Origin of the sequence: Pedobacter kyonggii (assembly GCF_004310665.1) — a bacterium.
GTDB lineage: Bacteria > Bacteroidota > Bacteroidia > Sphingobacteriales > Sphingobacteriaceae > Pedobacter > Pedobacter kyonggii.
Genome location: NZ_SIXF01000021.1, coordinates 12904 through 28495, shown reverse-complemented (window position 1 = coordinate 28495; position 15592 = coordinate 12904). Strand labels below are relative to the sequence as shown.

10 protein-coding genes are annotated in these 15592 nt (G+C 39.0%); 9 read left to right on the top strand and 1 reads right to left on the bottom strand.

The annotated features are described in order from the left end of the window. Positions 1–69: 69 nt before the first annotated feature. On the top strand, positions 70–312 hold the full coding sequence (locus tag EYS08_RS18130; RefSeq protein ID WP_131031436.1) for a hypothetical protein: 243 nt from the start codon (positions 70–72) through the stop codon (positions 310–312). Between the two features lie 34 nt (positions 313–346). Beyond that, positions 347–1015: an Imm19 family immunity protein gene (locus tag EYS08_RS18125; protein WP_131031435.1), complete on the top strand. Its 669-nt coding sequence runs from the start codon at positions 347–349 to the stop codon at positions 1013–1015. 305 nt (positions 1016–1320) lie between these two features. Here EYS08_RS18125 and EYS08_RS25820 read toward each other — a convergent pair whose 3' ends face one another. Continuing rightward, complete coding sequence (locus tag EYS08_RS25820; protein ID WP_165456502.1) at positions 1321–1479, bottom strand: hypothetical protein; 159 nt, start codon at positions 1477–1479, stop codon at positions 1321–1323. Positions 1480–1920: 441 nt separating this feature from the next. On the opposite strand from EYS08_RS25820, the gene EYS08_RS18120 reads away from it, so the two are divergent. The 7 genes from EYS08_RS18120 (at position 1921) to EYS08_RS18090 (ending at position 15579) form a co-directional block, all read left to right on the top strand. Further along, positions 1921–3666 carry a 7TM diverse intracellular signaling domain-containing protein gene (locus tag EYS08_RS18120; RefSeq protein ID WP_165456501.1) on the top strand — a complete coding sequence of 582 codons (1746 nt, stop codon included), beginning with the start codon at positions 1921–1923 and terminating at the stop codon, positions 3664–3666. Between the two features lie 624 nt (positions 3667–4290). After that, positions 4291–7377 (top strand): SusC/RagA family TonB-linked outer membrane protein, encoded by a 3087-nt coding sequence (locus EYS08_RS18115; protein WP_131031433.1) that lies wholly within the window; start codon positions 4291–4293, stop codon positions 7375–7377. 11 nt (positions 7378–7388) lie between these two features. Then, positions 7389–9263 carry a RagB/SusD family nutrient uptake outer membrane protein gene (locus tag EYS08_RS18110; RefSeq protein WP_131031432.1) on the top strand — a complete coding sequence of 625 codons (1875 nt, stop codon included), beginning with the start codon at positions 7389–7391 and terminating at the stop codon, positions 9261–9263. Between the two features lie 218 nt (positions 9264–9481). Beyond that, positions 9482–10366, top strand: coding sequence for a polysaccharide lyase (locus tag EYS08_RS18105; protein WP_131031431.1), 885 nt, complete (start codon positions 9482–9484; stop codon positions 10364–10366). A gap of 378 nt (positions 10367–10744) precedes the next feature. Then, positions 10745–13207: a glycoside hydrolase family 2 TIM barrel-domain containing protein gene (locus tag EYS08_RS18100; protein WP_131031430.1), complete on the top strand. Its 2463-nt coding sequence runs from the start codon at positions 10745–10747 to the stop codon at positions 13205–13207. Positions 13208–13210: 3 nt separating this feature from the next. Then, positions 13211–14404 (top strand): alginate lyase family protein, encoded by a 1194-nt coding sequence (locus tag EYS08_RS18095; RefSeq protein WP_131031429.1) that lies wholly within the window; start codon positions 13211–13213, stop codon positions 14402–14404. 2 nt (positions 14405–14406) lie between these two features. Further along, positions 14407–15579, top strand: a complete 1173-nt coding sequence (locus EYS08_RS18090; RefSeq protein WP_131031428.1) for a glycoside hydrolase family 88 protein — start codon at positions 14407–14409, stop codon at positions 15577–15579. Positions 15580–15592: the final 13 nt, after the last annotated feature.

Below are 15592 nucleotides of genomic sequence, written 5' to 3'. Positions count from 1 at the left end.
TACGCATGCGCTCCTTTTAAAAAAAGCAAGTCTAACTACTAGCTGAGCTATTTTACGCCGAAAAAAGCATTGAACAATACAACGAGTGGAAGGATTACATCAATAAAGGGGGGATTAAAACTGGCAGGTATGGAGAATGCCAGAATAGAAATCGTTGGGAACGAAAAGTTATTGCACCTGGTGAATCCTTCCGAGGAAGGGGCACATGCCATTCTTCATGGTTCCCGCAGAACCATTTTTGACATCTTTCTTCACTTCCCTAATGGGGAAAGCGAACCTGAGGCCATACTGTTTAATATGCTCGAATACTAGAATTTAATTAAATTGCCAAATAATAAGTGATCTCATGGAGTTTAAATTAACCGATCCGCAGGTTTGTATTTTGCTGTTGATGAATTTTCCTTTCGCATCCGATCCGGAAGCTGAACAGATGCTGGACGAATTTGTGGCTGAAAATTACGAGATTCCATCTGAGGAATGGTTTACCGAAGTTTCAGGGGATGTGGACGCAAATGGCGAAGAAGTGAGCCCCTGGAATGGCACGGTGTTTTCATTTGTCATCAATGAAGAGGTGACGCTGGTGGTTGAATTTCATCCATTCGAGGTGGTGTATTTTCTGAATGATGTATTTATTGGCAATTCTGGTGGGCATTTCATGCTTTCGCTGCTCAGCTGGCAGGAATTTTTAAAGATTGTGGAAGTCGTAGAGGATGATGCTATGTTGTTTTTCGTGCTGCTGCCTTTTGTTGTGGGGGCAAAGGGAGAGGAACAGGAAATCAGGAAAGAGATTGAAAAGCATCTGGAGCATATGGCATTTAGAGCTGAACACATCCCGGTAATCGCTAATTTTCTGGTTCATCATGCGATATTCAATGAGGATGAGCCTGAAATGTTTTACGATGATTCCGAACTGGGAAAAATCTGTAAACGCAACCATTCGGTGAGAAATAAGGGGAATGCTGCTGAAGATATCTCCAGGGTAAATGGACTGATCCGTATGGCTATGGAGGAATAGATGAATTATTTCAGTTGCTGCTTGGTTTTGGATATAAAGCGATAAATGACATTGAGGATTGAACGAATGATGCTGAGATAATGGCCTTATCTAATTGTTTGATAATCTGTTCATCAGCAGACTATGCTGTACCGCAAGGTCCCAAAGGCGAAGGCGACGGTGGCGCATTCGGATTGGGCCCTACCGGTTTTTTAAAAGGAGCTGGAGGTAATCGGTTTAATAAAAGTTCCTAGTTCTGTTATTACAGAATTCTTAACATCCTGAATCCAACCGCTTAATTCATTGCCAGCTTTATTTTCATCATATTACGAAATTCTTTGACCAGGCCCATTGTTTTCTTCAACTCTATAGATGATCTGCATAGCTTCGACCTGATTGCTTTCTGTTTCTTTACTGAGCCTGTCTTCATGGGCTAAAAATGCCATTGTAGCTAATGAAGGTTCGAAGATTAAGTCTTTTCCCAATAATCATGATAATTCAATTAAATTTTGATGGGACTTCATTTTACATCTGGTTTATTCGATATAGGCAATTTTTCGGTGGCTTTAAACAAATTTATGCATCAAAGGTGATTTAATCAATTTAGTTTTTTTAAATATATCCTGCTCAGGCCGTGGATGATCAATAAATCCCCATAGCTATCCTAATATTTACAAACCATTTTAGGCTATTAATTCATGCAGAAAAGTTTGGACTTGAAATAATGTTTTGATACTTTAGGACTATTCTAACCATTAATGTAACAGATGTCGTCCGCCCACTTGTATCGTGTATTTAATTTCTTTGGTAGTATCAGTTACAGTAGAATTATACGGATACCCGCGTTGTTTACATTATTAATTTGCTTCGCTCAAACGATTCAGGCGCAGCAAATTGTGCAAATTCAGGATAATTCACCACATACAATGCTTTCGTTTGGTCAGATTGATGTTTTGGAAGATCCTAAAGATACATTGAATATTAGACAGATAATAAGTAAAAAATTTCAGCATAAATTCCGTTCAAATACCTTTAGAATCCCTAAAAATGATAATGCAGGGTCAGCTTATTGGTATCGGTTTAAAATCAGTCATAATCAGGAGAGTTCAAAACAATGGATACTTGAGTTTTTTGATCAGTCAATAAGCGAGTTGACATTATATGCATCTGATGGATTGGGTAACTACAAGGCAAATTATTACGGGACTAATTATGGTTTTTCTAATAGAGGATACGACCATAAAAATTTCATATATGATTTAAATAACCATACTGATCAAACCTTCACTTATTATCTCAGGATCAAATCACCGCATTCAGTAAGTACGATTATTGTTTTGCGGGATCTGAGATGGTTTGTCAGCTACGCTTTGGGAGAATATTTGTTATTTGGACTTTTTTATGGGATGATAGCGGTATTTTGCCTGTATAACCTTTTGATGTACTTTGCTGTAAAGGGTAAACAGTATTTGTTTTATGTGCTGTATAACTTGAGTATCGGTATGTATGAAATGTGCAATGATGGTATAGCCTTCCAATATCTCTGGCCTACAAATCCTCATATCAATGTTTATGGATTTGGCGTTTCGCTTTTTTTGAGTAGCATTTTCGGTTTATTATTTACTAGTAGTTTCTTATATCTCAAGTCAAAATCACCATTTTTTTATAAGTTGGTGTTAATTACCATTCTTTTAAGAGGCATCTTCTTTATCGCTTGCCTGATTTATACCCCATTATTTAATTTCAAGATCATTGAATTTATTCCTCTGCTGGTTGCTTTCAGCGCCGGAATTTCTGTACTCTCATCTGGCTATAGGCCGGCGAGCTTTTTAGTTTTTGGTTATGGATTTCTGGTTGCAGGTTTTCTGCTCAAGATCTTACTGCTTTTGAAGTGGATTCCTTATGGCACCCTTAGCTATTACAGTCTAAGTATCTGCTTTATTATTGAAATGATATTGGTTTCCTTCGCGATAGGAAATGCAATACGTACACTCAGAAAGAAAAAAAGCAGAGCACAAAAAAGGATTATTGAACAGCTTAGAATAAATGATGATTTACACCAAACCCTAAATGAACAACTGCAGGTTCTTGTCAATGAACGTACACAGGAGATTCAGCAAAAGACCATAACCATCGAAAGACAAAATGCAGAGATCTCAGTGATGAACCATTTGCTGAAAAAAGATATTTCTGAACTTCATCTTAATATAGAGAAAGTTACCCGCGCAAGAGTTATGCAAAAGGGATTGGATTTTGAGGAATTCAGCAGGATATATCCGGATAAGGATAGTTGTTTTAGATACCTTTCCGAACTGAAATGGAGTCATGGATATGCCTGCAGGAGGTGTCAGAATACGCAACACTCTACAGGTCAAACCTCATTCAGTAGAAGATGTACCAAGTGCGGTTATGATGAATCAGCAATTGCCCATACCATCCTACAAAATTCAAAAATACCCATAAACAAGGCATTGTATATGTTTATTCTGATCTATACCTCTAAGGGTACCATCTCTTCCTATAAGTTATCCGAGATTTTAAACATTCGCCAAAGCACTTGCTGGACCTATAATTCGAAAATGCAAAAGCTTTTGCTTGATAAAAAAGCTTTGCTTAAGAAAAATTCAGATGGGGATTGGGGAAAGCTGCTTTTGGATCCAGCGATTGTGTAATCATATTGATTGCTACAGCAAACCGCATACCATCCAACTTCTAACGGTGTTTTAGTTGACACATTCGAATCAGAAAATTACTTCTTTTCCATTCCGCAGTTAAAGACTGTATTGCCTATCTAAAAACCCATTGATATAAATGACAGCTTTAACATTTTGCTTAAAATGAAATAAGTTTCCTTAGCCTAAGCGGTCTGAAAAATGTGTTCATTTATCTCTATCACCTAAATACGATACCCGATAATATATTTTTTGCCACAATTTCAACCTCACTTGGTATGCGGTATATTAATTCTAATTTATAGTCAAATAAATTAAATGAGCCAGTTATGCTTATTTATCAGCGCGATTGATACAGCATCAGCTTTCCAAAAACCGTATAGAATTCATTATCCTGAAAAAAAATAAGGGATAAAGGATGTTGCTCAGCCGTATTAATCAAAAACAAGCATACTTGAAATGGAAACGATGGAGTGCTTTTATGAAGCGATATAATTGTTGCTATATCGTATTATGAATTTATGTAACTATCTATTTGATAGGTAGTTATGATTTTTTTTTGTTTGGAAAATGAAATATTTAGAATAGGTTTGTATCATCTAATTATTCTAAACCAAATATAAAATGAGAAAAACCATTACCTTACTAATTGCATTGGTTTGCTTTGTGTTTACGCTGTGTTTTGGACAGAGCATAGCTGTGAAGGGAACCATTAAAGACAAAGCCGGGGTAGGCCTGCCAGGCATTTCGGTGAAAGTGAAGAATGCTCAAACTGCTGTATCCTCCGGAGCTGACGGAAGCTTTTTAATATCAGTTCTGCCTAATGCAACGCTTGTTTTTTCTGCCGTGGGATTCACCACGCAAGAGATTTCGGTTGGCCAGAGAACAAGCATTTCTGTTACTCTAAGTGAAGAATCCAAAAGCCTAACAGATGTTGTCGTAATAGGCTATGGTACCACAACAAAACGTGATGCTACCGGCGCCATTTCCAGCGTAAAAGCAACCCAGCTTGAAAATGAAAATCCACAAAGTATAGCAGATGTACTAAAAGGTAATATTCCTGGATTGTCTGTTGGACTTAGTTCAAGTGCCAAGGGTGGCGGAGACTTACTGGTAAGGGGGAAGTCGACCTTAAGTGCAGGAACCTCACCACTTATTGTCTTGGATGGTATAATTTACAATGGGCAGCTCGCTGATATTAATCCAAATGATATTGATGGAATAGACGTTTTAAAAGACGCCAGTTCTCTTGCGGTTTACGGAGCTAAAGCTGCAACAGGTGTTATTGCGATAACGACAAAAAAGGGAAGAGGTGATTCTCCAACCATTACTTTTAATACCAATGTTGGTCTTGCCCAGGTTGCTAAAAACATGCGGCCTTATCAGGATGAAGCATTTTTGTCATGGAGAGGTGATGTGTTGCGGAGCGGTGCCACAACCCCAGATTATTTGTATAACGATCCTAGAAGTCTCCCCGAAGGCGTTAACCTCACCCAATGGTTGAATGGGCAAACTGGTGATCCTGTTGATTTATGGCTCAACAGACTTGGCCTTGTTGCAAATGAGAAGGCAAATTATCTGGCCGGAAAAACAATTAACTGGTATGATGATATCTTTAGAACTGGTTTCCGTCAGGATCATACCCTTTCTTTAAACGGTAAGAAGCAGGAAATTTCCTACTACATGTCTTTAAACTATCAGAAAAACCAGAATGTTATAGAAGGTGGTGACTATACCGCAATCAGAGGAAGGATAAATCTTGAAGGCGAAGCAGCCAAATGGTTAACCCTGGGTATGAACGTTCAATTCGCCGATAGAGATGAAGCCAGAACTGGAGATGGATCAACCGAGGCAGATTGGGCTCAGATATTAAACTTGTCACCTTATGGAGATAAATACCTTTCAAACGGGCAATTAAGGCGCATTCCAACAGATGATAGCGGTTTAAATGCCAGAAATCCTTTTTTAAGTATGACATACAATGAACGCATGAATAAGCAGAATACAATTTTTGCAAGCGTTTATGGACGTGTAAAATTGCCTTTCGGAATCACCTATCAACTGAATTTTAGTCCAGGTCTGGATTTCTATAGAACATTCGATTATCGATCTTCCAGAAACCCGAATGTTGTAACTCCCGGAGGATCTGCAACACGGGCTAATGAAACCCGGTACAACTGGCAGGTGGATAATTTACTTAAATGGAACAAAACCTTCTCCAACATTCACAACCTGGATGTAACACTATTGGCAAATGCTGAAAAATACCAGACCTGGTGGACACAAGCTTCAAATGAAGGCTTCGTTCCCAGTGACGTGCTAAGTTATCATAATCTTTCGAGCGGTATCAAACCTGTAACAAATAGTGAAGATAAAGTATATACAGGAGATGCATTGATGGCAAGAATAAATTATAGTTTATTGAGCCGTTATATATTAACCCTTTCGGTTCGTAGAGATGGTTATTCCGTTTTTGGCGTAAACTTCAAACGGGCTACATTCCCGGCAGCAGCATTAGCATGGGTATTTACAGATGAAGCGTTCATGAAAAATCAGAAGTGGTTAAGCTACGGGAAGCTTCGTCTTTCCTATGGTATTAATGGTAACCGTGATTTACGTAACCCTGATAACGGGACTGTCGATCCGTATGCTGCACTTGCTCAGTTAACGAGTGGTAAATACCAAACTGTAAATGGTAGTGGTGCTGCCTCAGATGTGAACACCGTTCAGATTGGGGCGAAAATGGCCAATTCAGACTTAAAGTGGGAAGAAACTACCGCGATGAATGCCGGTTTTGATTTTTCAATTTTTAACGATCGCATTAGCGGTTCTATTGATGTCTATAACAAGAAAACGAGTGATTTATTAGTTAGACAGACATTGCCGAATGTTAGCGGCTATTCTAATGTTTATTCAAACCTTGCCCGTATCAATAATAGTGGAGGAGAACTAAACCTGAATGGTAAAAATCTTGTTAATGGTCCTGTTAAATGGAATACCAATTTCAATTTTTCCTTCAACAGAAATAAAATTGTTGCCCTTGCCTTGCCAACAGACGACCCTGGAAATGGATGGTTTATTGGTAAAGATATCGACATAATATGGGATTATAATATTCAGGGCGTTTGGCAGCAAAGTGAATTGGCCGAAGCGGCAAAATTTACAAAGGCAGCCATTAAGCCCGGAGATTTTAAGTTGGAAGATGTTGATGGGGATTATGCCTATTCTGATAATGACAAAAAGTTTTTAGGTTACCGTACACCACGCTATTTCTTCGCCATGAGAAATGAATTCAATATTTTCAAAAATTTTGATTTTTCATTTCAATTGCTTGCCAACTGGGGACAGCTCAAACAATATAATTCAGCCAAAAACCAACCTGGTAGCGTAGGATTTGCCCGCTCATCATCATATATTTTACCATATTGGACTCCCGCAAACCCAATAAATGATTATGCCAGACTAAATTCTGGTTCCAGCGGTACAAGCTACAATGTGTATTGGGATAATTCTTTCATACGCCTAAACACCGTAGCAGTATCCTATTCGGTACCATCAGATTTGCTTACTAAGTTTCGTTTAAAAAGTGCGAAAATTTATGCAAATGTAAATAATGCAGGCTACTATGCACCAACATGGACATTTTGGGATCCGCAAAATAACGGTCCTACGCCAAGATACTATACTTTAGGTCTTAATGTTAATTTATAACTTAAAAGAAAATGAAAAAAATAAATCAAAATATATCCATCCTATTTGCTTTCGCTGCATTACTGGGCTTTGCTGGATGTAAAAAAGCATATCTGGATTCAGAACAACTCTCCGCTTATGCACCGGAAAATCTAAACAACCTTACCGCTATGAAAGCCGCACTTAATGGTCTTGGATTGGCTACGCGAAGAGAGTTTTTTGGCGATTCTGCTCCGCTACTAACGGAATCGATTTTTTCAGATGTTGCTGTGGATGGAACAACCGATAAAAACACACCCGCTCAGGATTTAATTTCCAGGATCACTCCGGATGCCAATCTTAACAGCGATGACTTCAACAAAATAGGCTGGTACTGGGATAATGAATTTGTTGCGGTACGGCAAGCTAACACAATCATTTCAAACATTGATAAACCAACATATACGTCTGAAGCTGAAAAAAACCTGATTTTAGGATCAGCATATTTTTACCGGGCTTATTATTACTACAGACTTGTTCATCAGTTCGGCGATGTACCATTGCTTTTAAATGATCTGGAATTTCCAAAAGCAGATTTTTATTCCACAAAAAGAGAAGTAATCCTGGGCAAAATGAAAACAGATCTCGAATTTGCCGAAACCTGGGTTACCGATGGAGGCAATAAGGGGGATGTAACCAAAGGTGCTGTTAGCCATTTGCTAACTAAAGTAAATCTGGCACTTGGTAGGTTTGATGATGCAATTGCTTCAGCTTCTAATGTGATTTCGGGTGGGAAATATGGTATGATGACCACGCGCTTTGGAAGCACCGCTTCTGATTTGACAAAAAATGTAATCTGGGATTTGCACCGAATGGATAATAAATCGCTCACCACCAATAGGGAAGCACTATTTTTAGTGATCGATAGAGAAGCTTTTGCTGGTTTTACAGCCTTGGGTTCGCAACTGATGAGAAACACCGTTCCCGCCTGGCATTTTGCAAACGTAAAAACACCATCAGGAGCAACCGCAATTGTGGATTTGGTTACCGCAGAAATTCCACTGACCAGAATGTACGGAAGAGGAATTGGCCGATACCGCGGTACGCCTTACAGCACAAAATACATCTGGACCGATAATACCGATTACCGACATGCAAAAGGCATGTGGATGGATATGTCAGATTTAGTGTACAATAACCCGGCATTGAAAACCTCCACAAACGCTGCGGATAGAGCCTTGTATGGTCAGCCTCTGCAAATGTATTCGGATGCAAATATCAAACAACGTTTTACAAATGGTGCACTTGATACCATTCGCCACTGGTTTGGATGGCCACATTATAAAGTTTTCATCAATTCGACCAACGCGTTAGCAAATGACCCATACTGGACACCACCCCGCGGAACAAATACCGATTGGTACGTATTCCGTTTGGCAGAAACCTATCTACTTAGGGCAGAAGCTTATTATTGGAAAGGTGAACTTGGATTGGCTATGGCTGACTTAAACGTAGTGAGAAGCCGAGCCAATGCAACGTCGTTAACAAATGCCGCACAAATAACAATAGGAACCATTTTGGATGAGCGTGCCCGTGAATTGTTTTGGGAAGAGCCTCGCAAAACAGAACTTACCCGTATGGCATATATTTTTGCACAAACAGGTAAGCCGGCTTATAACGGTAAGAGTTATAGCCTTGCTACTTTTTCTGATAATAATTTTATGTACGACAGGATTATAGAAAAAAATGATTTTTATAAAAATCAGGTGCCAACATTACAAGGTGTAAACTACAAAATTGCACCTTACCACGTTTTATGGCCTGTTCCGGCAAGTGCTCAACGGTTTAACACTGAAGGCAGGATTAACCAGAATAAAGGCTATGCCGGATATGATCAGAATGTACCTGCATTGGATAAGTTACCTTGATAGAAGATAAAGACCGTGTGAGAATATGCATGGTTTTGATTAGGATTGGCAGTCCCTTAACCAAGGACTGCTTTTTTCCTGACCCGGATGAAATCAAAACATTTTAAGTACATATAAATTAATAATAAACTAAAGCAAAACGGTGCACATAGATGTCCAGGACAATAAAGCACGAATAAGAAATATTTAAACAGATTTAAACCTAAAACCAAATTAAAATGAGTGTTAAAATTATAATATCTAAATCAACTGGTATGGCCATGTTAATTTTCTTCAGCGTTATTCTAGGCTGCTCGAAAGATTCATCAGAGGTAAGCCAGGACATTGTTACCCCGGAAAAACTTTTGGTAAATAAAAGTATGACAGCGGCTGCAGCACAAGCTTATCCAAGCAACATCACCACCAGTTTCAATCATCCGGATGGTTCATATTCTTACAGTGAAGCAAGCAGCGATTTCGGCATGGCTGCGCTGACTGGCTGGAACGAAAACCGTGCCTACATATCAGGCGGGTGGGCCAGGGCAACCTTGGCTCCAAACTCCGTGTCCAACGGACTTATCGCTGGCGCGGACCTATCTGATGGTTCTGGATATGAGGCAACGTTTAAGGTTCGTTTTCATAGTCAGTTCGATTGGAGTAGGGGAGGAAAGGTAGGATTTGGCTTTCTTATAGGAGAAGGCAATACGGGCTGTGATATTCCCACCGATGGAAATGGAGGAAGTCTGCGATTAATGTGGTATAACAATGGTAACAGGGTTTATTTTCAACCTTATGTTTATCATAGAGATATGGCTGGTCCCTGTGGAGATACCTTTGGAAGATCTTATCCAACAAGCGGAAGCCTTGTCAAAGGAAATACCTATACGGTACATCTTTATGTGAAAAGTAATACCGGATCTACTAAAAATGGCTGGGTACAGGTACTTATAAATGGTGCAACAGTATTAGATCAGTCTATTCGCTGGACGACAAACGATGCACAGCGCCTAATCAAACGACTATCCTTCCATAATTTCAGGGGTGGAAAGGACGTTGCTGTCTGGGGTTCCAGTCAGACCAGTTATATTTACTTTGATGATTTGGTAGTAAACAAAATTCAATAGCATTTTGATGGTGAAGCTTGATAATCATCATCAAAATCATTTAAAACAATAAGTTAGATAAAATACCCACTACCAATAAGAAAGAAATATAGAAGAACTGGATTTGATTAATTAAGAAAGGTTAAGCTATGGGTTTTGAACTGCAAAAGGCCCAGCCTGGCAACATTAAGTTTAAACAAGATTAAAATAACTAGATTAAAGGATACGAATAAAAATATGTTGAAGCACAAATTACTTTTATGGGTATGGATAGTCATTATTGCTGGTTATAACAGTTAAGAAAAGTTTATTAGCAAATTTAAGCCTTGTGGAATACAGTTGAATGTATGGGTTATGCATTGGCAGCAAGCAAAAAAATAATTTGTTTATTAATTATATATGAAAAAAATAGCCGGATATCTTATTTTCCTCAGTTTCTTTCTGTCATCCGATATAGCATTTGCACAAAAATCAATGCGGTTAAATGCTGGCTGGGAATTTCTTAAACAGGATTTAGGAGGGGTCTGGGAAGCTTTACGCCCTGTTGGGTTGGGAAATCCTGAATCCGTTCCATTATGGGGAAATGTGAATTTACCGCATTGCGTTAATGCTACAGATGCAGTAGATCCTGATGCGAACTATTACCAGGGGCCTGCATGGTACCGTACAAGGCTCAGAATCGAAAATCCTTATCAAAATGGTAGAACCATTTTGCATTTCGAAGGTGCTGGTCAAAAGACGGAAGTTTATGTTTACACCACCAAAGTCGCTTCGCATGTAGGTGGTTACGATGAATGGACGGTTGACATTACAGATGCAGTTGCCGCATTTCAAAATGAGGAAGTTTACCAAAAGCAGTTTAAGGGGCAAGTGCCTGTTTCTATCCGTACGGATAATTCAAGAAATTTGGAAACGATTCCTTCAGATCTATCAGACTTTAATGTTTATGGAGGAATTTACCGCTATTTAAACCTGGTCTATGTTCCACCACTATCTGTTGAGAAAATGTTTGTTAAAGCTGAAGTGGATGTGCAGGGAAAATTTGGTAAATTAAATGTAAGCGGAAGATTTTACAATCCTACGGGCCTAAAAAATGCTACTATCCATCTTAAATTAATCGACCCAAGAGGAAAGGTTGTTGCACAGCAGGAAAAAAAGCTTAATAATTTAAATGATGATACTGATTTATGGAGCTTGCAGATCAATAAGCCGCAATTATGGTCGACCGATAAACCCTTGCAGTATCGCCTGCTCTATGATCTCGTTTCATCCACAGGCAGTTACAAGAGTGAAGATAAAATAGGTTTTAGAAACATTGACTTTGTTGAAAAGGGCCCCTTCAAATTAAATGGAAATCGTCTGCTCTTGCGCGGTACCCATCGGCACGAAGACCATGCAGGCGTTGCGGCAGCAATGACAGCGGAAATGATTCGCACCGAGATGCAGATGATGAAGGATATGGGCGTGAATTTTATCCGACTGGGGCATTATCAGCAATCGGGAATTGTGTTGAACCTTTGCGATAGTCTGGGCATTTTGGTTTGGGAAGAAATCCCCTGGTGTCGGGGTGGTTTAGGTGGCGAAACTTATAAGCAACAGGCCAGAATTATGCTTACAAATATGATTGAGCAGCATTATAACCATCCTTCCATCATTATCTGGGGCTTGGGGAATGAAAACGATTGGCCGGGAGATTTTGCTGAATTTGATAAAGAAAAAATCAGAACCTTTATGAAAGAACTTAATGTACGCGCCCACAAACTGGATTCATCCAGGTATACCGCAATCCGGCGATGCGATTTTTGTGCCGATATTGTTGATGTATATTCTCCATCTATCTGGGCGGGTTGGTACCGTGGTGCCTATACCGATTATAAAAAGGTTTCTCAAGATGAATTTGCTAAAGTTAAGCGCTTTTTACATGTAGAATGGGGAGGTGATAGCCATGCCATGCGACATTCAGAAAATCCTGATAAAGCCCTAAGTAAAATTAAAACCGGTGAAAGCGCTGATGAGCGGGCAGGTGATGCTTCATTATTTGGGGGTGCCGCAAGAATATCCAAAGATGGCGATTGGAGTGAATCCTACATCACCAATTTGATTGATTGGCACCTTAAAGAACAGGAAAACATGCCTTGGCTAAGTGGTTCGGCATACTGGCCATTCAAAGATTTTTCTACCCCTGTTCGTCCTGATAATCCGGTACCTTACATGAACCAGAAGGGGGTTGTAGAAAGAGATTTTACTAAAAAGGAGGCTTATTATGTTTTTCAATCGTATTGGACCGATAAACCAATGGTTCATATTTATGGGCATAGCTGGCCAGTGCGATGGGGTGATGAGGGAGAGGAAAAGATGGTAAAAGTTTATGCTAATTGTACGGAAGCAGAAATATTTCTGAATGGAAAAAGCTTTGGGATAAAGAAAAGAAACAGCCAGGATTTCCCTGCTGCGGGTTTACGTTGGAACCTTCCGTTTCTTAAAGGAGAAAATACAGTTAAAGCCGTAGCTAAAAAAGGTAAGGTTACCGTAAGCGATGAGATAAAATTTATCTACCAAACAGAGAAATGGACTAAAGCCGCTAAAATGACCTTAACCAAAATAAATAAGGAGGCAGATGTTGCAACCTTGGAGGTTAAGCTTTTTGATGAAGCTGGAATACAATGCTTGGATGCAACAAATTGGGTAAATTTTGGATTAACTGGTGATGGAAGATTAATTGATGATTTGGGAACATCGTCCGGTTCGAGAAAAGTGCAGGCTTATAATGGCAGAGCAATTATCAAAGTAAAATTAAATAAAGGCAAAAGTGTTGCTTCGGTGAAATCAGAAGGCATGCCAACCATTTTTGAAACATTATAAGTTATGAGAAGAGCATTGGTTATTTTAATGTTTATTATTTTTTATATCGCTGGAACTGCGTTTTCAGTCAATATTTTGAATACGGAAAAGCTGCCTGTTGATATTAAGAAACAAACTATTGCTTTGCTCAAAAAGCAAATTTTAAATCAGGCAAAATGGGCAATGAAACAAGAGCCGGTTACTATTACCGCATCATCTTCGCCCCGAAGTGCTGGCGGCAAACATGATTTTTTTTCCGAAGCAGATTATTTCTGGCCCGACCCGAAAAACCCGGATGGACCTTATATCAACCGAGATGGGTTAACGAACCCGGATAATTTTGTCGAGCACAGGAAGGCTATGATTCGTTTTAGTAAAATCATCGGTGCATTGGCCTCAGCCTATAAAATAACAGGCAATGAAAGTTATGTAATGCATGCGGTTAAACATTTTCAGGCATGGTTTATAAATCCTGAAACCTTAATGAATCCAAATCTTTTATTTGCTCAGGCAGTAAAGGGCAGATTTACCGGAAGAAATTATGGTATTATCGATACCATTCATTTAATGGAAGTTGCTCAAGGTGCTTTGGTGATGGAAAACGCAAAGGCATTTGATAAGTCTGTCTCCATTGGAATTAAAAAATGGTTTGCCAGTTATACGCTGTGGCTGAATACCTCCAAACCAGGTATACAAGAAAAAACAGTTAAAAATAATCATGCCACGTGCTGGGCTATGCAAGTGGCATCTTTCGCTAAATTGTGTAAAGATGAGCCAATGCTCGATTCGTTGCGCATTAGTTATAAAACCATCTTACTGCCCAAGCAAATGGGTATAGATGGAAGTTTTCCTTTAGAAATGGCCAGAACGAAACCCTATGGATATTCAATTTTTAACCTCGATGCGATGGTGATGCTTTGCCAGATTTTGTCCATTCCAAGTGATGATCTTTGGAATTTTAAAACAGCAGATGGAAAATCGATCCGCAAAGGTCTGGATTTTCTTTATCCTTTTATAGCCGAAAAAAATAAATGGCCTTTAAAAGCCGATGTAATGTATTGGGAAAACTGGCCTGTTGCACAACCCTTTTTAATTGTCGGAGCGGTTCAGTTCAATCAGCATGAATGGTATTCCACCTGGGAAAAACTAGACCATGCACCTCAAGTAGAAGAAGTCATTAGGAATTTACCCGTTCGCAACCCTTTAATATGGTTATAAATATGAAGTTAAAAATTAAAATAACATTATGTTGTGTGTTATTAGCTGGCTCAGCAAGTGCTCAAAAAGTTAACATAAATCAAGCTTTTGCTGCAGCAGCAAAACAAACTGATGTTTTGGTTAAAAATGTTGATTCAGCCCGTCTGGTCAAACCCAATCTGGTATCTCCAAGAACCGTTGAAAAAGGACAGTTTAAAATGGTGGTTTCAAGAGATTGGACAAGTGGGTTTTTTCCGGCAGAACTGTGGTATTTTTATGAATACACAAAAGATAAAAAGTGGCTTGATCTTGCTAAGAAATATACTGCAGATATCAAGAAAGAGCAATATAATCGTGGTACTCACGATTTGGGTTTTATGATTTACTGCCCGTTCGGAAATGGCTATCGCTTAACAAAAGATACCGCTTACAAGTCAGTTATTATCCAGGCGGCTAAATCGCTTTCTACCAGATTTAACAAAACTGCAGGTGTGCTAAAATCATGGGATCATAATGGTGATAAATGGAAATATCCGGTAATTATTGATAATATGATGAATCTTGAATTGCTGTTTGAAGCGACCAAAATGACGGGTGATTCATCATTTTATAAAATCGCTGTGTCCCATGCAGATAATACTATAAAAAATCACTTCCGACCAGATTTTAGTTCTTATCACGTAGTTGACTATGATACTCTCCAGGCTGGGAATATACTTCAGAAAATAACTGCACAGGGTTATGCGAACGAATCGGCATGGGCCCGTGGTCAGGCATGGGCTTTATATGGATATACATTATGTTTTCGCGAAACAAAAAACAATAAATACCTATCTCAGGCAGATGGAATTGCAGGTTTTATACTGAATAACGAAATTACACCAGCAGACGGTATTCCGTACTGGGATTACAATGATCCTGATATTCCAAATGTTCCCAGAGATGCTTCTGCTGCTGCGATAACTGCTTCTGCACTCTATGAGCTCGCAAAATACAGTGGAAATGGAAAAAAGTATAAAGCTGCCGCTGATAAGATTCTTTATTTTCTTAATAAGAATTGCACCAGTAAAATCGGGGATAACTATGGTTTCATTTTGGAGCATAGTACTGGGCATCTTCCAGCAAAATCAGAAATTGATGTGCCCATAAATTATGCTGATTATTATTATCTGGAAGCACTTTTGAGGAGTAAGTAATATGAGGAAACGA

Excerpts from the sequence above, each read along its gene's own strand:
- EYS08_RS18125 (WP_131031435.1), top strand. The coding sequence starts at position 347 with ATGGAGTTTAAATTAACCGATCCGCAGGTTTGTATTTTGCTGTTGATG.
- EYS08_RS18120 (WP_165456501.1), top strand. The coding sequence starts at position 1,921 with ATGCTTTCGTTTGGTCAGATTGATGTTTTGGAAGATCCTAAAGATACA.
- EYS08_RS18115 (WP_131031433.1), top strand. The coding sequence starts at position 4,291 with ATGAGAAAAACCATTACCTTACTAATTGCATTGGTTTGCTTTGTGTTT.
- EYS08_RS18110 (WP_131031432.1), top strand. The coding sequence starts at position 7,389 with ATGAAAAAAATAAATCAAAATATATCCATCCTATTTGCTTTCGCTGCA.
- EYS08_RS18105 (WP_131031431.1), top strand. The coding sequence starts at position 9,482 with ATGAGTGTTAAAATTATAATATCTAAATCAACTGGTATGGCCATGTTA.
- EYS08_RS18100 (WP_131031430.1), top strand. The coding sequence starts at position 10,745 with ATGAAAAAAATAGCCGGATATCTTATTTTCCTCAGTTTCTTTCTGTCA.
- EYS08_RS18095 (WP_131031429.1), top strand. The coding sequence starts at position 13,211 with ATGAGAAGAGCATTGGTTATTTTAATGTTTATTATTTTTTATATCGCT.
- EYS08_RS18090 (WP_131031428.1), top strand. The coding sequence starts at position 14,407 with ATGAAGTTAAAAATTAAAATAACATTATGTTGTGTGTTATTAGCTGGC.